Below are 21,086 nucleotides of genomic sequence, written 5' to 3'. Positions count from 1 at the left end.
AATTATGCTATGCGTAATATTTGGCAACTCATGCAAAGGAAAATGAAGCGATGAAATTGGCGACAATCAAAGATGGCAGCCGCGACGGCTTGCTGGCGGTGGTTTCCCGTGATTTGAAAACGGCGCAATTGGCCGACAGTATTGCGCCCACCATGCAAAAAGCGCTGGATGATTGGGATTTCATCGCGCCGCAGTTGCAAGATTTGTATGAGCAATTAAATGCCGGCAAGGCGGCGCGCAGCTTTGCTTTTGATGCAAAAAACTGCATGGCCCCGCTGCCGCGCGCGTACCAGTGGGCGGATGGTTCTTCGTATGTGAACCATGTGGAGTTGGTGCGGCGCGCGCGCAATGCCGAGATGCCGGAGAGTTTTTGGCATGATCCTTTGATGTATCAGGGCGGCAGCGATGACTTTATCGGCCCGCAGGATGATGTGTACCTGCTTTCAGATGAGTGGGGGATTGATTTTGAGAGTGAGGTGGCGGTAATCACCGGCGATGTGCCGATGGGCAGCACGGCGGCCCAGTGCGCAGACAAAATCCGGCTCTTGATGTTAGTGAATGATGTGTCACTGCGGAATTTGATTCCTGCGGAGCTGGCCAAGGGTTTTGGCTTTTTTCAATCCAAGCCGGCCTCTGCTTTTTCACCGGTGGCGGTAACGCCGGATGAGTTGGGCGCGAGCTGGCGCGATGGCAAGGTGCATTTGCCGCTGCGCTCGACCTGGAATGGCAAGCTGGTGGGGCAGCCGGATTGCGGCGTGGATATGGTGTTCAATTTTCATCAGCTGGTCTCGCATCTGGTGAAAACCCGCAATGCGCGCGCCGGCAGCATCGTCGGTTCCGGCACGGTGTCGAATAAAGACAGCAGCAAGGGCTATTCCTGTATCGCGGAAGTGCGCTGCCTGGAAATGATTGCCGATGGCGCGGCTAAAACGCCGTTTATGAAGTTTGGCGACACGATCAAAATCGAGATGCTGGATCATGCCGGGGCGTCAATTTTCGGGGCGATTGAACAAAGCATCCGCCAGGCGGCGATTCCTTAATCACGCAGCGCCAGCGCGCCAGAGCCTGCACCTCATCCGGGGTGCAGGCTTTTTTGATTTTGGCGGATGTAAAAAAAACAAGATTGCGATCATGCAAGATAATTCAGTGACAGCGGGTTTCACCGCTTGTGTCGAATAAACAAAATTGATGCCATATTCCTGCCGCCTGAAGGGCTGCAGACGATTGCCAGCACATGGCTTTCCACTATACTTTACTGGTAAAGAGAAAAATGGCGTGCGCCTTGCCAGCTTTCTCAGCGCCGCTTCAACGCAAGTCATAGAAAGAGAGCCATGGATTTTCATAAGATGAAGGTGGGGACCCGCTTAGGGTTCGGGTTCAGTCTGGTGCTGTTGTTGATGGCGATTGTGACCTTGGTGGGGATACGCAATATGTCCATCATCCAGGGACGCCTGGATACCGTGGTGAATGTCAAAAATGTCGAAACGCGCGCTGTGATCGATATGAATAATTCTCTGAGTGACCGGGTGGTGGCGCTCAAGACCTTGACCTTATATACCGATGCCGCAGACATGCAGCCGGAAATCGAGCGCATCAAATCCTATGAGCAGAAATACCGCGAAGCTGACGCGCGTCTGAGCAAATCCTTCGCCTCGCATGAGGCGCGCGACGATGAGAAGAAATTGCTCGCGCAGATCAAAGAATACGAACAAGCCGCTTCTCCCGCCATCGCGCGCGCGCTTGAGCTGTGGCAGGCGAATAAGCCGGAAGATGCGACCCGCCTCTTGATCAAAGAAATCCGCCCGGTGCAAAAGAAATGGGTGGAGGCGCTCGGCCAGTTGATTGAGTTGGAAGATAAGATCAATCGATCTGCCGCCGAAGACGCCAATCGCGCCTTTGGCAAAGCCACCATGGTGATGATTTTCCTGGGGGCGCTGGCGGTGTTGCTGGGGATTCTGGCGGCCTGGTTTATCACGCGCGGGGTGCTGCGCCAATTGGGCGGGGAGCCGGACTATGCGGCGGAAATCGCCAACGATATCGCGCAGGGCGATTTGTCGGTGCATGTGGAAACCACTGACAGCGGGCATGAAAGCTCGCTTGGCGCTTTGCGTGAGATGAAGGACAGTCTGGTCAAAATTGTGTCCCAGGTGCGGCGCGGCACGGAGGCGATTGAAACCGCTTCGGTGGAAATCGCCACCGGCAATGCGGATTTGTCCAGCCGCATCGATTTGCAAGCGGCCTCGCTGGAAAAAACCGCTTCTTCCATGGATCAACTCACGTCCACTGTGCGCCAGAATGCCGAGAATGCGCGCCAGGCGAATGAGCTGGCGGTGTCGGCTTCGGATGTCGCCAGACGCGGCGGCGATGTGGTGACACAGGTGGTGGAAACCATGGATTCGATCAGCGATTCCTCCAAGAAAATTGTGGACATCATCAGCGTGATTGATGGGATTGCTTTCCAGACCAATATTCTGGCCTTGAATGCGGCGGTGGAAGCGGCGCGCGCCGGCGAGCAGGGGCGCGGCTTTGCGGTGGTGGCGGGCGAGGTGCGCAGCTTAGCCCAGCGCAGCGCAGCGGCGGCCAAGGAAATCAAGGCTTTGATCAGCGATTCTGTCGATAAAGTTTCCACCGGCAGCCAGTTGGTGATGAAGGCTGGTGAGACCATGGAAGAAGTGGTCGCCAGCGTCAAGCGGGTGACAGACATCATGAATGAAATCACCGTCGCCAGTCAGGAACAAAGCGCCGGGATTGAGCTGGTGAATCACGCGATTATTGAAATGGAAGGGGTGGTGCAGCAGGATGCGGCGCTGGTGGAGCAGGCTGCCGCCACCGCCAAGGGTTTGCAAGAGCAGGCGCATGAGTTGGCGCATGTGGTGTCTATCTTTAAGCTTGACCCTGCGCATATCCATCAAGCAGCCAATCCGCCGGCGGCGGCTCCGCGCATTGCGCACAAGGCTGCCAAGCCGGCCCCGCGTCCGTCCCCGGCGCCAGCCCCGCGTGCTAAGCCGGCTGCGCCCAAAGCCGCAGCCAAGGCCCGTCCGGCTGAGGATGGCTGGGAAGAGTTTTGATTCTGGTCCGGGGTTGCGCCGGATGTTTTTGCTGTGAAGGAGCTGGTATGCGTGCATTGGGCAATTTCGACAAAGCCGGTTTGCGCAGTTTATGCGCTTTGTTGTTGGCGGCGCCCTGCGCCGTTCTGGCTGCGGATGTGGTGGCGGCATTGGATGCCAAAGCGCCTTGTGAAAAGCCGGCTTATCCGCGCGCTTCTCTGATGAATGAGGAGAAGGGCACGGTCTTGATGGGGTTTTTAATTGCAGCGGATGGCCGGGTGGTGGAGTCCAAGATTGAAAAGAGCAGTGGTTTTAAGGGTTTGGATAAGGCGGCGATCAGTGCTTTATCGCAGTGCAAATTCAAACCGGCCAGCAAGGATGGCAAGCCGGAGCAGGGCTGGGCCAAGGTGGAATACACCTGGAAGCTGGAATAAGCCGGCGCCTTAATATTGCAGCCATAAGTCTTTATTGCCGGGCGCTTTGTCCGGCAGCGGGGTGAGCGGTGGCAGCAAGGGATTGTTCAAGCGGATTTTGCGCCGCTCGGATAATCTCAGCTGCCGGATCATGTCGCCATGAAATTGCATGTAAAGACGCTCAAACGAGCCGTCTTTCAGGGCGCTTTGCAAGCCTTGTTCGAGCGCCTGGGCCAGGGCGCTGTCTTTTTTGTTGACGAAAAAATATAGGGCGGTGGGGTATTCCAGTATCAGTTCCTGCTCAATGCGCAAACCTTGCTGCTCCCAGCGCCGCGCTTCTTCCTGTATTTCAATCGCTGCGCGCGGAAAATAATCCACCACGCTTTTGCGCAGCATTTCAAACAACATTTCATAGCGCGCCGCGCTCATGACTTGCAAGCCATTGCTTTGCAAGATTTCGGTGTCTGGCCAGTCATGTCCCTGCACGGCGCGCATTTGCGCAAGTTGAAGGCGCTCTTTGATGGCGCTGAAGCGCGCTTGCTCATTGGCGCGGATTAACAGCAGGCGGCAGCCGTACAGGCCGCGATCGAGCGGAATGCGGATCGGCAGCAGTTCACGTTCGCGTTCTATGGAGGTCATGCTCCAGAACACATCAATCTGTCCTTGCTGTAATTGCGCCAGCGCGCGGTTTTGTTGCATGCGCAGCGTGCTGGGCCGCAGTTCATAGGGTAATTGGGCTTTGTCCAGCGCCAGCCGCAGCATTAACAAGGGGTAGCGGCTGCGCTCATCATGATCGGATTCGGGTTGCGGATAGTGCAGCACGCGGGTTTGCGGCGCTGCCGCGCACAGCAGACTGCTGCACAGCAGGCAAAAAAAGAGGATGCGGTACATATGGCCCCCTGCGGCATCGATAGTCAGCTGCCTGTCTGACTTGGAAAAATCGATTCTCAATCCGGCAGAGCAGATCCTGTATCGCCGTCTGAGCCATCAATCGCTTCGCGCGGGATGCGGCAAAGCCGGTAAATCTATTCTTGCTCTGCAGTTTTTTCATTACCATCCGCGCGCCCTGACAAGTTGCTAGCAGAGCAGGCGGTGTGCAAGCCGGTTCAAACCCCGGGCGTGACGCCGCCTTGTATGTTTTGCATCAAGTTGCGGGTTTGCATATCTTCGCGCCAGCCCAGGCGGTAGGCGTCAAGCATGGCGCCCAACCATAAAAAGAAAATCGCATACAGACTGAAATACGCCATTTGCGTGTCCTGGCCGAAGGGCTGGCTCAGAATGTAGCCGAGCATGATTTCAAAATCCGGCGGCAGCAATTGTTTTTGCACCAGGGTAAACAGGCGTTGCCCCACGGCGATCAGGGCCACAATCAGGTACAGCATGGGAATGGAGGTGGCCAGCATCAGCAGCACGCCGGTTTTTTTGCGTTGCAAGAAATAGTGCCCGCTGCCGGGAAAGACAAAGGCTGACAATAATGAGGCGGCCAGGGCCTTGCGCATGTCGATTCTCCCGTTTCAAAAACCTGCGCTGAGGTGGATTTCAGCGCTTTGGATTGGTCGCGCACAAGCCGCTTGCAGACTGCTTCGGGCTTGTGCGCTTGCCATGAGCGCGCCGCAGTGTGCGGTGGGCGCACAGTCAAAGATATCAGCGAAATGCGCGAATGCCAACTTTATTGCGCACCTCTTCCATTTTGGCTTTGGCCAGCGGTTTCACCTTGTCGGCCCCGGCTAACAAAATGTCTTCGATTTCACCCGGGTGGCTGATGTAGTACTGGTATTTTTCACGCTCAGGGGCCAGTTCGCGGTTGACCAGCTGGAACAGTTTTTCTTTGGCGTCGCCCCAGCCGATGCCATCCAGGAAGGCCTGGCGCATATTCGCCACTTCATCCGGCTGGCCGAAGGCGGCGAAGTATTCAAACAAGATGCTTTCGTCCGGGTTTTTCGGTTCGCCCGGCAATTGCGAATTGGTTTTGATTTTCATGATGTCCTTTTTCAACTGCTTTTCCGGACAATACAATTCAATCGCATTGTTGTAGCTCTTGCTCATCTTGCGGCCATCTAAGCCGGTCAGCAATTTGCCATCGCCCACCAGGGCTTCGGGCAGCACAAAGGTTTCGCCATAGCGGTAGTTGAAGGAGCCGACGATATCGCGCGCGATTTCCAGATGTTGCACCTGGTCGGCGCCGACCGGCACATATTTGGCGTCAAACAAAATAATGTCAGCCGTCATCAATACCGGGTAGCAGTACAGCCCCATGGTGACGTTGAAATCCTCGTCACGTCCGTTTTCCACATTGTCGTCACGGATCGCTTTGTAGGCGTGGGCGCGGTTGAGCAGGCCCTTGGGCGCGACGCAGCTCAAAATCCAGTTCAATTCCGCAGTTTCAATCAAGTCGGACTGACGGTAAATTTTGACTTGTTCTGGGTCCAGGCCCGCCGCCAGCCAGGAGGCGGCGACTTCGATGCTGGATTGGCGGATGCGGTCAAAATCCTGCGATTTGATCAGGGAATGGTAATCGGCCAGGAAGTAAAAGAACTCGGAATTGGCGTCGGTGCGGGTTTTTTCAATTGCAGGGCGCATGGCGCCCAGGTAATTGCCCAGATGCGGAGTGCCGGACGGGGTGATGCCGGTCAGGGTTACATGTCGTTTCATGGTGTTGTGCTAGCGTGCAGGTTGGGCCGGGCGGCCTGAAACCTTTGATTGTACACGATGCGGCTTTCACAGCGCGGGATAGGGCAGGCTGACGGTGATCGTGGTTCCACAGCCCGGTTCGCTGCTGACTTCGATGCGCCCATTGTGTTTGTCGATGATGCGTTTGACCACATGCAGGCCCAGTCCGCCATGTTCTTCACTGGTGGTGAAAAAGGCGTCAAACATTTTTTGCCGGGTTGCTTCATCCATGCCGTGCCCGTTGTCGGAAATGATGACCTGCGCCTCATTGCCGGCCTGGCGTATGGTCAGCTGTAAGCGTTTGTGCGGCGTGTCTTGCAAGGCATGCAAGGCGTTACGCAAGAGTTCGCTCCAGACTTGCGCCAGCGCGTCGGGCAGGCAGGGCAGCGGCGCAATCGGGGCAAATTCGCGCACCACATCAATATCAAACGCCAGCTGATTATGGAAAATCGTCAAGACGGTTTCCAGGCTGTCTTGCAGTTGTATGCTTTGCGGCGTTTCATTCGGGTCGAAATGGGTGAAGGATTTCAGGGCGTGAATCACTTTGCTGACCTGGTCGGCGGCCTGATTGATGTATTGCACGCTGCTGAGCACGGTGATCATGCTTTGCGCTGATTCCAGCAGCAAGTCGGCATGGCTGTGTTTGAGCAGGGGCAGATATTGTTCTATATCTTCGTGCGCATGCAGTTGCACCAGGATGCCGGCTTTGTGGCGGGCATCGGGCAATTCCAGTTCCTGCAGGCGGCGCGTGATGTCGCGCGTGAGGGCGCGTTCGGTGCGGGTCGAGCGCTGTTGACCGATTTGCTGCGCGCAGTACAGCAAGCGCATATACAGGCGCGAGTCTTGCGGCGAGAGGGCGTTGAAAATCTGTGGAAACGCGTCCATCGCCTGTTCCAGCGCATCGGCGATATTTTTGCCGCAGGATTTGATGGTGCTGATCGGGGCGTTGATTTCGTGCGCCACGCCGGCCACCAATTGACCCAGCGCCGCCATTTTTTCTGATTGCACCAGCTGGTTTTCCGCGCTGCGCAATTCATCCATGCTGCGGGTGGCTTCGCGTTGCGATTGCTCGGCTTGTTGACGCGCGATTTCCGCGCTTTGGTAGGCGGCGTTCAACTCTGCATTCGCCGCCGCCAGGGCGCGGTTGTTTTTGCTCAATTCCTCGGTGCGTTCGCGCACCCGGCTTTCCAGCAGGCTTTCACTGTGTTGCAGGTTGTAGAGCAATTCCTGTTGCGCTTTGAGGGCGGTTTTTTGCGCCGTCTCTTTGCTGCGCGCGGCCCGTGTCACGCGGTCGGCCAGGGCGAAGGCGAGCAAAATCATTTCGACGCTGACGCCAACTTGCACCGCATGCAGGGTGTACCAGTTGACCGGCACTAAGCCCATATTCATGCTGGTGGCGGTAAAGCCGCCGACGATCAGCATTAAAAATGAGACAACGTAGAGAATCGCGCTGCGCCGTCCTTGTATGGCCAGGGACAGGGCGACCACATAAAAGAAGCATACCGAAAACAGATTGATCAGATTGTTCAGCGGCAAAATCGGGAACCAGGTTTGCTGCAGCAGCAGCCAATACAGCGGCGGCGCGACAAAATGGAAGACGCTCAAATAATGCAACAGGCGGTCGGCGCGCGGGGCTGCTTCAGGGGTGTTGAGCAGGTTGCGCATAAACACGATGGCAAAGCCGATGGCCCAGGCGTATGCCCCCAGTGTGCCCCAGATATTGTATTGGTACAGCCAGTGACTGAGGACGCCGTTTTGTATGCTCAGGGCCAGTGTGCTGAGCGCGGTGAAGAAGACATATTGCAGATACAGGCGGTCGCGCATGCTGAAGTAAATAATCAAATTGAACAGCAGCATGGCGCAGGTCAGGCCATAGAACAGGCCCTGGCGCATCTGGTCATTGCGTTGATGCAGGCGGTAGTCCTGCAGCCGGTATAAATATGCCGGCAAGATCATGGATGACTGGCTTTTCACGCGCACATACAGCACCGCCTGTTCCTGCGGCGCAAGTTGGACGGGCAGCGCGAATTTGCGCCCGGGCAGGGGACGCTTGAGGGCGGGACGGTCTGCCCCGCTTTGCCAGCTGTGCACTTCGCCCTGCGCGTTGAGCCAATACAAATCGACTTCATTCAAACGCGGATTGGCCAGCTCAAACACATGCTGCAAAAGTTGAGTGCTATTGTTTTGCAGCTCTAATTTCAGCCACCAGCTGGAGCGGGTATAGCTCAGATTCAATTCTCCGCTGCTTTTCACCGGGGCAAAGCGCATCTGCCGCACTTCGGCCAGGGTGTATTTGTGTTGCGCATCCTCCAGCACTTGCAGCCAGGGCGTGAGCGACTGGGCCGGCGCTTCGATGTGCATTTCCAGCCGGCTGGCGTCAAATGGCACCGCCAGCGCCGGGCGCAGGCATAAGCCGGCTGTCAGAATCAGCCGGCACAGATGCCATAGCCACTGGCCCCAAGCGCGGCTCATGATGGATGCTCCTCATCGTCTTCAGGGATTTGCTGTAGATACGGCAGATAAACAAAGAAGGTGGAGCCGACATCCGGCTCGCTTTGCACCTGAATCCGGCCACGGTGGCGTTTGATGATGCGGCTGACGATATCCAGCCCCAGCCCGCTGCCTTCGCCCGGCGCTTTGGTAGTGAAAAACGGCTCGAAAATGCGCTCAATCACGGCTTGCGACATGCCACAGCCGCTGTCGCTGATTTCCACCAGCGCTTCCGCGCCTTCCTGCGCGATGCGGATGCACAGCACGCCATGGTTTTGCATGGCTTGCAAGGCGTTGTGGATTAAATTGGTCCAGACTTGATTCAACTGATCGGGGATGCAATACAGCGGCGGGATATTTTCATATTCGCGCACCAATTCCACTCCTTGCTTAATCTGGCTTTGGTAAATCATCAGCACTGTTTCAATGCCGTCTTTCAGGTGCATGCTGCTCCATTCGCCCTGCTTTTCGCCGGAGGAAAAGGTGCGCAGCGCGAAAATGATCTTGGTCACGCGCTCGACCGCCGAATTGATATTGCTGGTGCTGTTGATGATGGTGGCGAGGTGATTGGCGACAGTCAGAATCAATTCTGAGTCAGGGTGTTGCAGCAGCGGCAAAATTTCCTGCACCCGCAAATTCGGGTCCAGCTGGGCCAGGATGCCGGCTTTGCGGCGCGCATCGCTGATGCCGGCCTGCTCCAATTCCTGACTGAGTTGCCGCACCCGGCTGCGTTCTTCGCGCGTGCTCAGTAAGGGGCCGCGTTCGCCGCGCAAGAGGTGTAAAAACAGATTCAGATTGTGTGCTTCCAAGATGCGCATCATGGGCGGGAATTTGTGCATCACATCTTCCAGCGCATCAGCGATGTTTTTGCCGCTGGCTTTGACCGCGCCGATTGGGGTGTTGATTTCGTGCGCCACGCCGGCGATCAATTGCCCCAGCGCGGCCAGTTTTTCTGATTGCACCACCTGCTTTTGCGCCGCCCGCAATTCATTCAGCGAGCGGGTGGCGATCTGGCGCGCTTTTTCCGCTTGCTGGCGTGAGCTTTCCGCTGATTCGTAAGCAGCGTTCAACTGGCTGTTGGTGTTGGAGAGGGCGCTGTGGCTGGCCAGCAATTCATTGGTGCGCTGCTGCACGCGCGCTTCTTGTTCACGTTCCGCGTCGCGCAGATTGCGCACCAATTCCTCTTGCGCCGCCAGGGCTTCTTTTTGCGCCTGCGCCTTGGCCGCCATCAAACCGTTAAAGCGGGCGATCAGGGCATAGGCATTGGCCAGCGCCAGTATGGCGGTCGAGGCTTGCAGCGCGTGCGTGGTAAAAAAATTGGATGGCAGGAAATTGAAGGAGCGCAATGTGGTCAGCACCACCGCCGCCGCCACCAGGGCATAGGAAAAAACAAAATAGCGCGCATTTTTCTGTCCCAGCCGGCAGGCATAGATGCTCACACCCAGCACGGCGCAGGCGCACACCACATGGTTGAGCAAAATAAAGGGCAGGCTGGCGGCAAAGGCGAACCAGATCAGCGGCAGCCAGACCGGCTGCAGCCAGATCAAAAAGCGGATGATGCGATCGGCCAGCGGCATATTCTCGCGCGTATTTAAAATACGGCGCATGAATTGCCCTTGAATTGCGGTGGTGATGGCGCCAAACATCAGGGTCAGTCCCTGTGCTGCAGGGCCGGCGTTGGGCCACAGATATTGGTTGCCTATGCCATTCAAACCCGCCAGCGATAAGGTGAAGGCGCAGATGGCGGCGGCGTACCAGAGAAAATCGGCATCGCGCAGGGTCAGATACAGGAGCAGGGTGTATAAGATCAAGGCCGATTGCATGCCAAAGTACCAGCCCTGCCATTGGTAATCCTGTTGCTCGGCTTGTAAAAATTCCGCTTCGCGCCACAGCCATAAGGGCGTTTCCAGCGTATCTGCGCCGGCAATGCGCAGATACAGGGTGTGTTCGCTGTGTGCGGCGATTTTGAGCGGGAAGATGAAATGGTGATTCGGCCAGGCCCGGCTGGTGAAGGGCAGGGTGTTACCGGTATGCACGCTGTTGAATTGTTCGGCCCCGGCTGTGCTTTCCCCTTCGTACAGGCTGACCAAGCCCAGGTTGGCGTAACGCAATTCCAGCATCATTTGCTGAGTTTGCGCGCTGTTATTGCGCAATTCCAGGCGCAACCACCAGGCGGAAGAGGAAATGCCGAAATGTCCGCGTCGCCGGATATCGTCGCGAAAGCGTCCCGCCGGCATCTGATCATGCACCTCGTGTAAGGTCAGGCGTGCGCTGCTGTCTTCCAGAATGCTCAGACAGGGCGTCATGTGCAGCGGTTGGCTTGACAACTGTGACACATCGGGGCGCTGGCAGGGGGGCGCGGCATGCGCCGGGGCGAGGCAGAACAGCAGCGCCAGCTGCATCAGGCACAGTCTGAGCGGCAGGCGGCACAAGCAGCGCAGCAAACCGTTTCGGCGCAAGCCGGCGCGCCAGTCGCAGCAGGGCGCAAGGATGCGACCTGCCAGCAAGCTGCCGTATGCCATCTGCATGCCTGACCATCGACAAAGCATGTTTCCCCGCCTGGTTGGCGCCAGTTGCGCTGGCTTGGTGTGTCGCCACCGGCTGCGCCGGCAGACCTGAAGCATTTTACGTCAATCAATATCAGGCTGTCAGTTTTCTGCTGCTGCGCACATGGCGCAACGCTGCGATCCATGTTTGTACGCGGGGTGATGCAAAGCTGCGGCGCATCAGGCCGGGTTTGCTCTTGATACAGGGCAACAGCTAGCGGCGGCTGGCTGTCAGGCGCTTGATTATGCGAGGTATATTGGTGGGTTGTGTAGGGTTCGAACCTACGACCTACGGATTAAGAGTCCGCTGCTCTACCAGCTGAGCTAACAACCCGAACAGGCATGTGTGGCATGCCGGAATTCGGTGGTGGGTTGTGTAGGGTTCGAACCTACGACCTACGGATTAAGAGTCCGCTGCTCTACCAACTGAGCTAACAACCCGGAAAGCGCGAAATTATAGATGAATCTGCGGTGAAATCCGCAATTTCAGCAAAATTTTCATTCAAGCAGTCAGCGCTGAGGTGACTTTCAAGACTTCGTCAGCGGTGGTCAGGCCTTCAATGATTTTTTGTGCGCCAGCAATCCGCAAGGGCGTCATGCCTTCGCTGGTGGCTTGGGAGCGTAATTCCTGCAAGCTGGTTTCGGGACGGATCAAACGGGTGAATTCTTCTGTCACCATTAATAATTCATACAGCCCGGTGCGCCCTTTGTAGCCGGTTTGGCGGCATTCCGGGCAGCCCACCGGGTGGAAGATTTTGCCCGGTTTGGCGATGCCGCGTTCACCGACCAGACTGCTCCAGATGTCGTCACTGAGCAATCCGTCGTTGGCCTTGCATTCCACGCACAGGGTGCGCACCAGACGTTGCGCCATGATGCCGATCAGGGTGGCTTCCAGCAGATAATACGGGACGCCAAGCTCAAGCAGGCGCATGACTGCGGAGGGCGCGTCATTGGTGTGCAGGGTGGATAAGACCAGATGGCCGGTCAGTGCGGCTTGAATCGCCATTTCAGCGGTTTCCAGATCGCGGATTTCGCCCACCATGATGATGTCAGGGTCTTGCCGCATCAAGGCGCGCACGCCATCGGCAAACGATAAATCAATCCCTTGCTGCACTTGCATCTGATTAAAACTGGGTTCCACCATTTCAATCGGATCTTCCACCGTGCACACATTCACTTCCGAGGTGGCGAGCGCTTTGAGGGTGGTGTACAGCGTGGTGGTTTTACCCGAGCCGGTGGGGCCGGTGACCAAGATGATGCCGTGCGGGCGGGTGGTCAGATGATCCCAGCGCATCGCGTCTGCTTTCGGGAAGCCCAGTTCGGGCAGGGTTTTTACCACCACTTCCGGGTCAAAAATACGCATCACCACTTTTTCGCCAAATGCGGTCGGCATGGTGGAGAGGCGCAATTCAATTTCCTGGCCGTTCGGCATGCGGGTTTTGATGCGGCCATCTTGCGGGCGGCGTTTTTCAATCACGTCCATGCGGCCCAGCAATTTAATGCGCGCAGTCATTGCAATCATCACCACCGCAGGCACCTGATACACCTGGTGCAAAATGCCGTCGATGCGAAAACGTATCACCGCCAGGTCGCGCTTGGGTTCGAGGTGGATGTCAGAGGCGCGCTGCTCGAATGCGTACTGCCACAGCCAATCAACGATATTCACAATGTGCTGATCGTTGGCGTCCACCTGTTTATTGGTTTTGCCAAGTTCGACCAATTGCTCGAAGTTGTTGCGCATCGAGGCTTCGTTCGCATTCGTCTTGTTGGCCCCCTTGATTGACTTGGCAAGACTGAAAAATTGCGAGATGTATTGGCTGATATCAAGCGGGTTGGCGATCACCAGCTTGATATTGCGGCGCGAGATTTTTTGGATTTCCGCTTCCCATTCCGTGGTGCACGGGTCCGGGGTGGCGATGGTCAGTTCGGTGGCTGTGATTTCAATCGGCAGAATGTTAAAGCGTGTGGCGTAGGTTGCGCTCATCACGTCTGCGACTTTGGTGAAATCGATTTTGAGCGGATCGATACGCAAAAATGGCAGTTTGAGCTTGCCGGCCAGCCATTCGGTGAGCCAATCCAGGGTCAGCATTTTTTTGCTGTCCTGGGCGATGATTTTGCATTGCGCAATCGCGACTAAGGGATGCATAGGCGTGGCCGCGTTTTTCATCAAACCATGGGCGTGGTGGTACATGGTTTTGACTTCCGGCTTTTCCATAATGCCGTCGGCTAACAGCCAGGTGAACAGCATCTGCAAATCAAGGGGTTTTTGTTGTCGCATATGCAATCCTGTTTTGTCAATCTCAGCGCTTGGCTGCTTCTTCCAGCGCTTGCTTGATGCCGTTGACCCAGGCGCGCGCCGGCAGCTTGGTCGCTTCTTTGATGCGTGCGGCTTCTTCATGCAGCGCCGCGAAATCAGGTTTGATTCTACGCTTGAATGCCAGCGCCACCACATTTCCATCCGGCGCCGGCGGCAGCGTCAGCACTTGGATGAATGCGGCTTGCATGGCTTTGATGTTTTTCTGAAAACTGGGATGGTCGCCAAACAGATTCACCGTCATCACGCCATGTTCTTGCAAGAGGTCAGCGCAGCCGCGATAAAACTCGACCGAATCCAGCACCGGGCCATTGGCGCGCGCATCGTACAGATCAACTTGCAGCGCATCCAGGCTGGCGTGGCGTTCGCTGTCTTGCACAAAATCCATCGCGTCCATTTCCAGCACTTGCAGCCGTTCATCATTGGGCGGCAATTTGAACATCGCGCTGCAGACCGCGATCACGGAGGGATTGAGTTCGACCGCTGTGACGCGCGTCTGCGGCAGATAGTGGTAGCAGAATTTGGTGAGAGAAGCGCAGCCCAGACCCAGTTGCGCCACATGTTGCGCCTGTGGCAAAAACAGCATGAAGGCCATCATTTGTTGCGCATATTCCAGCTCCAGCCAGTTCGGCTTGCGGATGCGCATGCCGCCTTGCACCCATTCCGTGCCGAAATGCAGGTAGCGCACCCCATCATGCTCAGACAGGGTGACCGGGGCGTAATGCGGGCGGCGCGTGCGTGGCGCGCTTTTGCGCAGGGATTCTTCTTTTTCGATGGATTTGCGTTTGATCAGCATGCGGGAACAGGGGAGGAGCAAAAAACAAAGATTATCCGCGTCATGCACAAATGCCGCAAGCCGCATTCAAGCGGCTTGTGTCATCAGACCGCACTTGCTGTTTCAGTATCCGGCAGGATTGACTGATACCCGCACCTTGAGGAATTTGCCCGGATCATTTTGCATCTGGGTGGTGTATTTGCGGCCATGATATTCATAGGTGACTGCATAGCCGTTATTGCGGGTTTCCCATTGATCGACGGTGCGACAGGTCTTGACCGGCTGTTGTTCGATCTGGGTGTAGCTGCCGTTATTGCTGTTGTTGTTGGGGGTGGGGCCGTTGCCGTTGTTTTCGATGCGGTCGCCGACAATCGCGCCGGCAATCGCGCCGACTGCGGTGGCGGCGGTGCGGCCATTGCCGCCGCCGACCTGATTGCCTAAAATCGCGCCGGCCACGCCGCCAATAATCGCGCCGCCGGTATTGCGTGCGCCATTATTGTTGTTTTGTGTTGCGTTGTTATTCACCTGGCGCTCGACCTGCACATATTCGGTGCGGCATTCCTGGCGCGGACGGTTGATTTGTTCGACTTGTGGCGCCACACTGACAACGCGCGCGGTATCTTCAAAGTCAGCGGCACTGGCTGACAGCGGCAGAATGGTCAGCGTTGCGCAAGTCGCCAGCAGGATTTTGCTTGATGTGTTCATGTGAATTCCCCGGTTAGTCGGTGTCTCCATCTTAGCCAGAATTCTGAACGTTGCACAATTTGCGCCTGTGGATTGTGTAACAAGGTTTTTCGACTCTGAATCCGGCGCTGCTGCAGCGGGTTTGTCTGTGCATATATTTTTTTACGATTATCACTGGCGGCATGCCGCTTTCAGGAGGGGATATGGGCTGGATGCAATCTATTGTGCAAGTCTGCCTGATGTTTTTGCTGTGTTTGCCGGCATGCGCCATGCCGCAGGTGGATGCGGCCAGTCTGCCGCCGGAGGCGCGCCAGACGCTTGCGCTGATTAAACAGGGCGGCCCCTGGCCATATCCGCGCGATGGCATCAAATTCATGAATCGCGAACAGCGTTTGCCGCAGATGCCGCGCGGCTATTACCGTGAATTCACTGTTAAAACGCCCGGCATATCGCATCGTGGCGCGCGCCGCATTGTCGCCGGCGGCGAACCGCCGGTGGTGTTTTATTACACCGAAGACCATTACGCCAGCTTTCGGCAGATCAGGGAGTAAGGCGGCGCGGCAAAAAGCCGGCAGGCCAAGGCTAAAGCAGGTACAATGCGCGCCATGAAAAAAATTGTCATTCTGATCTCCGGTCGCGGCAGCAATATGGAAGCCATCGTGCACGCTGCGCGCGACCAGCAATGGCCAGCTCAAATTGCTGCGGTGATTGCCAACAAGGCAGACGCCGCCGGCTTGGCGTTTGCCGCCAGCCATGGCATCGCCACTGCTGTGCTGGACCATCGCGCTTTTCCTGACCGCAATGCGTTTGACGCCGCGCTGCGCGAATTGATCGACAGCTATACCCCGGATCTGGTGGTGCTGGCCGGTTTTATGCGCATTCTCGGCGCCGAATTCACCCAGGCATACGCGAACCGTATGCTGAATATCCATCCTTCCCTGTTGCCCAGTTTTACCGGATTGCATACGCATCGTCAGGCCTTGCAGGCTGGTGTCAAATTGCATGGCGCAACGGTGCACTTTGTCACTGCCGAACTGGATCACGGCCCGATTGTGGCCCAGGCTGCAGTGGAGGTTTTGGATGGCGATGATGAACACAGTCTGGCAGCCCGCGTGCTGACGCAAGAACACCGCATTTACCCGCAGGCGGTGCGCTGGTTCGTCGAAAACCGCCTGCGCATCCAGGATGGACGCGTCAGTGTGCTGCCGGCCCAAGCCGGCGCTTGATCCGGGCCAGCCCCTCTCTGTACCCCCTTTGTTTGAAAGAATTTCCCGATGAGATTGCCTCCCGCAGTCATAAACCATACTGAAAATGCGTTGCGCGAAGTGTTGCGCTTTACCGGCCCGGCGGATGTGGTGCTGTCGCATTATTTGCGCGCCAATCCCAAACTGGGCGGCCGCGAACGCGGCGCGATTGCCGAAGCGGTGTATGTGGTGTTGCGCCACAAAGCGCTGTATACCGAATTCGCCACCCATGGCAAAACCACGATGCGTCAGCTGGCCCTGCTGGGCTTGGCGGAATATGCCGGTCTGGATGCGCTGGGCAGCGTCAGCGAAGAAGAAGCCGCTTTTGTCAACAGCGTGCGCGCCACCGATCAAAACCTGCTGCCGGCGCGCATCCGCGCCAATTTGCCGCAGTGGTTGTTTGATAAATTGTGCGCCCAGTTCGGCCAGGAACAATGTCTGGTGGCGGCGCAGGCGATGAATCAGGCTGCGCCGCTGGATTTGCGCGTGAATGTCTTGAAAACCACGCGCGACGCCGCCCTCGCGGCTCTGACGGAATCCGGGATTGTGGCCACCCTGACGCCATTTTCAAATACCGGTTTGCGCTTGCAAAAGAAACCGGCCTTGCAAAACCTGCCGCTCTTTAAAGACGGCTCGATTGAGGTGCAAGACGAGGGCAGTCAATTGCTGGCCCAATTGTTAGCGCCCAAGCGCGGCGAAATGGTGGCGGATTTTTGCGCCGGGGCCGGCGGCAAAACGCTGGCTTTGGGGGCGATGATGCGCAATACCGGCCGCCTGTATGCCTTTGATGTGTCGGAAAAGCGTTTATCCAAACTCAAACCGCGCCTGGCCAGAAGCGGTTTGTCGAATGTGCATCCGGTGCAGATCGCGCATGAACGCGACGCCAAAATCAAGCGTCTGGCGGGCAAGCTGGATCGCGTGCTGGTGGATGCTCCCTGCAGCGGCCTGGGCACCTTGCGCCGCAATCCGGATGTGAAATGGCGTCAGAATGAAGAAGGCTTGGCTGAGCTGGCCGTGAAGCAGCGCGCAATTCTGGATGCGGCGGCGCGTCTGGTGAAAAGCGGCGGCCGCCTGGTGTACGCCACCTGCAGCTTGCTGGATGAGGAAAATGAAGCGGTAGTGCAAGACTTTTTGGCGTCCCATCCTGATTTCACGCTGTTGCCGGCGGCGCAAATTCTGGCTGAGCAAAAAATTGCGCTCGAGATGGGCGATTATCTGAAACTCTTGCCGCACGTACACCAAACCGATGGCTTCTTTGCTGCGGTTTTACAGCGTAACGGCAAGCCGCACACTGCACAGGAAGATGAATCAGCATAATTTGCTGGCCAATTTGCTGGCGGATATCTGGAGCGATGTCCGCAACCCGCTGATTTTCTGGCAATTGGCGGTGCTCTTGGTGTGCGCCGGCCTTGGCTGGTGGCTGGGGCGGCGCTGGCGCGCCCATCTGCTGCAAGGCGGCGATGGCCATGCTTTGCCGCTTTCGCGCGAGCATGTGGCGCGCTTAGTCACCCCGCTGACGATTTTTCTCTTGATTGTGCTGGCGCGCGTGATCTCCGCGCGCTGGAATCTGCGCCTGGACATTTTGCGCATCGCCGTGCCCCTGGCCGGGGCCATGGTGGCGATTCGCGTCGTGTTCTTCCTGCTGCGCCGGGTGTTTGCGCGCGCCGGTCAGGTTGGCAATAATCTGCTCTTGTTTGAAAAAGTGTTCGCCTTGCTGGTGTGGCTGGCGCTTGCTTTGTATCTGACCGGCAGCTGGCCTGAGCTGATCGACTTTTTTGCCGATACCCGCATCCCGCTCGGGCGCCATCATGTTTCCTTATTGTCCATTTTGCAGGCCGGGGTGAGTGCATTACTCACTGTGCTGGTGGCATTGTGGGCCGGCGCCGAAATCGAGTCGCGCCTGATGGAAATGGAAGGCGTGCACCTGTCTTTGCGGGTGGTCGTCTCGCGCGCGGTGCGCGCCTGCCTGGTGTTGGTGGCGGTGTTGCTGTCATTGACCATGGTTGGCATCGACCTCACGGTGCTCTCAGTGTTTGGCGGCGCCTTGGGCGTGGGTATTGGTTTGGGCTTGCAGAAGATCGCCAGCAGCTATGTCTCGGGCTTTGTGATTTTGCTCGAACGCAGTCTGAAAATCGGCGACATGATCAGCGTTGACCGCTTCAATGGCCGGGTGACCCAGATCAACACCCGCTACACCGTATTGCAGGGCTTGGACGGGGTGGAAACAATTGTGCCGAATGACATGCTGGTGTCCGGCGTGGTGCAGAATTTTTCCCTCACCGACACCAGCTTGCGCATCGGCATCCGCCTGACTGTGCCTTACAACGCCGATGTGGAAAGCCTGATTCCGCAACTCGAAGCGGTGGCCGCCACTGTGCCGAGGGTGACGCATGAGCCGCCGCCGCAAGCCATGCTGGTGCGTTTTGCCGAGGATGGTCTGGAGCTTGAACTGGGCTTTTGGATTGTTGACCCGGAAAATGGCAGGGGCGGCGTGTCGTCCGATGTCAGCCGCGCCATTTTGCGCCTGCTGCGCGAGCAGGGCATAGATTTGCCTTATCCGCAGCGCGATGTGCATCTGAAAAATGGCCCGACTAGCTCCAAAGGCTGATTGCGCTTCCGGCTGCTGCATGGCATAAATATAGCTTGCGGGAAACTTTTTATTTTGAGCGCTTTAAGCCGCGCTCATTACAGCGTAAAATCGCAGTAAAACAAAACGGCTTTGGCATTTTTTTGCGCCGCGTTTTGCAAACAGAGCCGGGCGCGCAGTGCGCAGTCCGCCCATCTATCCAACTGGAGTTGTAATGTTAGAGAACATCATTGAATTCCTGCAGCATGGTTTGACCCATGCCAGCGGCTGGCAGGTATTTTTCTTCACCATGATCGTGACTCATATCACGATCGCCAGCGTGACCATCTTCCTGCACCGCCATCAAGCGCACCGCGCGCTTGATCTGCATGCGCTGCCAAGCCATTTCTTCCGCTTCTGGCTGTGGCTGACGACCGGCCAGGTGACCAAGGAATGGGCCGCAATTCATCGCAAACATCATGCCAAATGCGAGACCGCTGACGATCCGCACAGCCCGGTCGCAAAAGGCATCAAAACAGTTCTCTTGCAAGGCGCTGAGTTGTATCGCGCAGAAGCCAAGAATAAAGAAACACTGGAAAAATATGGCCACGGCACACCGGACGACTGGATTGAGCGCAATCTGTACAGCCGTTTCACCTGGCAGGGCGTGGCATTGATGCTGATTATCGATTTGCTGCTGTTTGGCGTGGTCGGTCTGACTGTGTGGGCGGTGCAAATGTTGTGGATTCCGGTGACTGCCGCCGGCATCATCAACGGCATTGGCCACTTCTGGGGGTATCGCAATTATGACTGCCCGGACGCTTCGACCAATATCGTGCCCTGGGGTATTTTGATCGGCGGCGAAGAGCTGCATAACAATCACCACACTTTCGGCACTTCCGCCAAGCTCTCCTCAAAATGGTATGAGTTCGACATCGGCTGGCTGTACATCCGGATTTTGGAAACCCTGGGTTTGGCGCATGTCAAGAAAGTGGCGCCTGCGCCCAAGCTGCAGCATGGCAAAACCGTGATCGATTTCGACACCTTGCAAGCAGTCATCGCCAATCGCTATGAAGTGATGGGCAAATATGTGAAAACCCTCAAAGGCGCGTGGCGCGAAGAGTTGGAAGCATTGAAAGAGCGCGGCGCGCTGGAATCGAATTTCAGCAAATCCGCCCGCAAGCTGTTCAGCAAGAGCGAACCGGCCAAGTTGCCCGAGCCGCAAAAAGAACAGTTGAGCGAATTGCTGGCGCAAAGCAAATCTCTGCAAACCATCCATGAAATGCGTATGGAACTGGCGTCGATTTGGGAGCGCTCCACCTTGTCGCGTGAGCAATTGCTGCAAAAACTGCAGGATTGGTGTGCGCGTGCGGAAGCTTCCGGCATTGCCGCATTGCAGGAGTTTTCCCTGCGCCTGCGCAGCTATGCATAAGTCTTTCAGCAAGTAAAAAAAGCCGGCGTTGCCGGCTTTTTTTTCGCCTCGCTTGAATGCGTCCGCTTTGCGCGGCTGCGCTTGAAATGCCGCAGCATAAGCATGTCGTTTATCTGTTTTGCGCTGGCGCGGGGCTTGGAAAATCCTCGGCGGGTATGCGTGGCGTTATCCTGCTGCGTTTAGCGAAGGCGGGCATGCGGCGCGCAGGCGGATGGGTAGGGGGGGGGCTTATATTGCGCAGTCGCGCAGAACGTTGCTGAAAATAAAAAAACCGCACATGTGCGGTTTTTTTAGTGGTGCGCCATGATCTTATTTGATCTTGGTTTCCTTGTACATCACGTGCTTGCGCGCTTTCGGGTCAAACTTCATGATTTCCATTTTGCCCGGGGTGGTGCGCTTGTTTTTGGTGGTGGTGTAGAAGTGACCGGTGCCAGCAGTCGACTCCAGCTTGATTTTATCGCGGCCGGTTTTCGCCATGATTGAATTCCTTTGCTATGCGTTTAGATTTTTTCGCCACGGGCACGCAGATCGGCCAGAACAGCATCGATGCCGATCTTGTCGATCACGCGCAGGCCGGCGTTGGAGATGCGCAGCGAAACCCAGCGGTTTTCTGATTCAACGAAAATGCGACGGCTTTGCAGGTTCGGCAAAAAGCGGCGCTTGGTTTTGTTATTTGCGTGGGAAACATTGTTGCCGACCATCGGCTTTTTCCCCGTTACTTGGCAAACACGTGCCATTTCTGACTCCTTAAAAGGCTTCCTAAATCGGAAAAGCAAGATTCTAACGAAAAAATTCTTGTGTTTCAAGCACTTGCGAAAAAAAATTGTGTCATGACGGCATGATTAAATTTAACAATTTAATATTTAGTTTTTATTGTGTTGTATTTTGGTATCTATTTTCAGGCG

At 56.4% G+C, this 21,086-nt stretch carries 18 protein-coding genes and 2 tRNA genes; 8 read left to right on the top strand and 12 right to left on the bottom strand.

The window, feature by feature from the left end:
- The first annotated feature begins 50 nt into the window (after positions 1-50).
- The 3 genes from V8J88_RS12760 (at position 51) to V8J88_RS12750 (ending at position 3,481) form a co-directional block, all read left to right on the top strand.
- Positions 51-1,040 carry a fumarylacetoacetate hydrolase family protein gene (locus V8J88_RS12760; protein WP_338844508.1) on the top strand — a complete coding sequence of 330 codons (990 nt, stop codon included), beginning with the start codon at positions 51-53 and terminating at the stop codon, positions 1,038-1,040.
- Between the two features lie 291 nt (positions 1,041-1,331).
- The gene (locus V8J88_RS12755) at positions 1,332-3,068 is read left to right on the top strand and encodes a methyl-accepting chemotaxis protein (RefSeq protein WP_338844507.1); all 1,737 of its coding nucleotides are present in this window, start codon (positions 1,332-1,334) and stop codon (positions 3,066-3,068) included.
- A gap of 47 nt (positions 3,069-3,115) precedes the next feature.
- Positions 3,116-3,481 (top strand): energy transducer TonB, encoded by a 366-nt coding sequence (locus tag V8J88_RS12750; RefSeq protein WP_338844506.1) that lies wholly within the window; start codon positions 3,116-3,118, stop codon positions 3,479-3,481.
- A gap of 9 nt (positions 3,482-3,490) precedes the next feature.
- On the opposite strand, the gene V8J88_RS12745 is transcribed toward V8J88_RS12750, so the two are convergent.
- From V8J88_RS12745 to V8J88_RS12700, 10 genes are all read right to left on the bottom strand, one after another.
- The gene (locus V8J88_RS12745) at positions 3,491-4,351 is read right to left on the bottom strand and encodes a transporter substrate-binding domain-containing protein (protein WP_338844505.1); all 861 of its coding nucleotides are present in this window, start codon (positions 4,349-4,351) and stop codon (positions 3,491-3,493) included.
- 215 nt (positions 4,352-4,566) lie between these two features.
- Positions 4,567-4,959: a hypothetical protein gene (locus tag V8J88_RS12740; protein ID WP_338844504.1), complete on the bottom strand. Its 393-nt coding sequence runs from the start codon at positions 4,957-4,959 to the stop codon at positions 4,567-4,569.
- 145 nt (positions 4,960-5,104) lie between these two features.
- Positions 5,105-6,112, bottom strand: coding sequence for a tryptophan--tRNA ligase (gene trpS / locus V8J88_RS12735; protein WP_338844503.1), 1,008 nt, complete (start codon positions 6,110-6,112; stop codon positions 5,105-5,107).
- Positions 6,113-6,178: 66 nt separating this feature from the next.
- Positions 6,179-8,602, bottom strand: coding sequence for a 7TM diverse intracellular signaling domain-containing protein (locus V8J88_RS12730; RefSeq protein ID WP_338844502.1), 2,424 nt, complete (start codon positions 8,600-8,602; stop codon positions 6,179-6,181).
- Positions 8,599-11,142: a 7TM diverse intracellular signaling domain-containing protein gene (locus V8J88_RS12725; RefSeq protein ID WP_338844501.1), complete on the bottom strand. Its 2,544-nt coding sequence runs from the start codon at positions 11,140-11,142 to the stop codon at positions 8,599-8,601. Before V8J88_RS12725 ends, V8J88_RS12730 begins: the two co-directional genes overlap by 4 nt.
- A gap of 282 nt (positions 11,143-11,424) precedes the next feature.
- Positions 11,425-11,500 (bottom strand) — tRNA-Lys (locus V8J88_RS12720).
- Positions 11,501-11,531: 31 nt separating this feature from the next.
- Positions 11,532-11,607: transfer RNA gene (locus tag V8J88_RS12715), tRNA-Lys, on the bottom strand.
- 61 nt (positions 11,608-11,668) lie between these two features.
- The gene (locus V8J88_RS12710; protein WP_338844500.1) at positions 11,669-13,444 is read right to left on the bottom strand and encodes a GspE/PulE family protein; all 1,776 of its coding nucleotides are present in this window, start codon (positions 13,442-13,444) and stop codon (positions 11,669-11,671) included.
- A 22-nt stretch (positions 13,445-13,466) separates the two neighbouring features.
- Positions 13,467-14,276: a spermidine synthase gene (locus V8J88_RS12705; protein WP_338844499.1), complete on the bottom strand. Its 810-nt coding sequence runs from the start codon at positions 14,274-14,276 to the stop codon at positions 13,467-13,469.
- 102 nt (positions 14,277-14,378) lie between these two features.
- Positions 14,379-14,960: a glycine zipper 2TM domain-containing protein gene (locus V8J88_RS12700; RefSeq protein ID WP_338844498.1), complete on the bottom strand. Its 582-nt coding sequence runs from the start codon at positions 14,958-14,960 to the stop codon at positions 14,379-14,381.
- A gap of 218 nt (positions 14,961-15,178) precedes the next feature.
- Here V8J88_RS12700 and V8J88_RS12695 point away from each other — a divergent pair, with 218 nt between their 5' ends.
- The 5 genes from V8J88_RS12695 to V8J88_RS12675 all read left to right on the top strand — a co-directional run bounded on the left by V8J88_RS12695 (position 15,179) and on the right by V8J88_RS12675 (position 20,181).
- Positions 15,179-15,490 (top strand): ribonuclease domain-containing protein, encoded by a 312-nt coding sequence (locus tag V8J88_RS12695; protein ID WP_338849883.1) that lies wholly within the window; start codon positions 15,179-15,181, stop codon positions 15,488-15,490.
- A 54-nt stretch (positions 15,491-15,544) separates the two neighbouring features.
- Positions 15,545-16,165, top strand: coding sequence for a phosphoribosylglycinamide formyltransferase (gene purN / locus V8J88_RS12690; protein WP_338844497.1), 621 nt, complete (start codon positions 15,545-15,547; stop codon positions 16,163-16,165).
- A 48-nt stretch (positions 16,166-16,213) separates the two neighbouring features.
- Positions 16,214-17,500 (top strand): RsmB/NOP family class I SAM-dependent RNA methyltransferase, encoded by a 1,287-nt coding sequence (locus tag V8J88_RS12685; protein WP_338844496.1) that lies wholly within the window; start codon positions 16,214-16,216, stop codon positions 17,498-17,500.
- Positions 17,487-18,791 (top strand): mechanosensitive ion channel domain-containing protein, encoded by a 1,305-nt coding sequence (locus V8J88_RS12680; RefSeq protein WP_338844495.1) that lies wholly within the window; start codon positions 17,487-17,489, stop codon positions 18,789-18,791. Before V8J88_RS12685 ends, V8J88_RS12680 begins: the two co-directional genes overlap by 14 nt.
- 193 nt (positions 18,792-18,984) lie before the next feature.
- Entirely contained in the window at positions 18,985-20,181 is a 1,197-nt protein-coding gene (locus V8J88_RS12675; protein WP_338844494.1) for a fatty acid desaturase, read from the top strand.
- 309 nt (positions 20,182-20,490) lie between these two features.
- Here the strand turns inward: V8J88_RS12675 and rpmG are convergent, their stop codons facing one another.
- Positions 20,491-20,658, bottom strand: a complete 168-nt coding sequence (gene rpmG / locus V8J88_RS12670) for a 50S ribosomal protein L33 (protein ID WP_338844493.1) — start codon at positions 20,656-20,658, stop codon at positions 20,491-20,493.
- Between the two features lie 23 nt (positions 20,659-20,681).
- Complete coding sequence (gene rpmB / locus V8J88_RS12665) at positions 20,682-20,918, bottom strand: 50S ribosomal protein L28 (protein ID WP_338844492.1); 237 nt, start codon at positions 20,916-20,918, stop codon at positions 20,682-20,684.
- Positions 20,919-21,086 lie beyond the last annotated feature (168 nt).

This window comes from Massilia sp. W12 (assembly GCF_037300705.1).
GTDB lineage: Bacteria > Pseudomonadota > Gammaproteobacteria > Burkholderiales > Burkholderiaceae_D > JACPVY01.
This window is presented reverse-complemented; position numbering and strand designations above follow the sequence as displayed.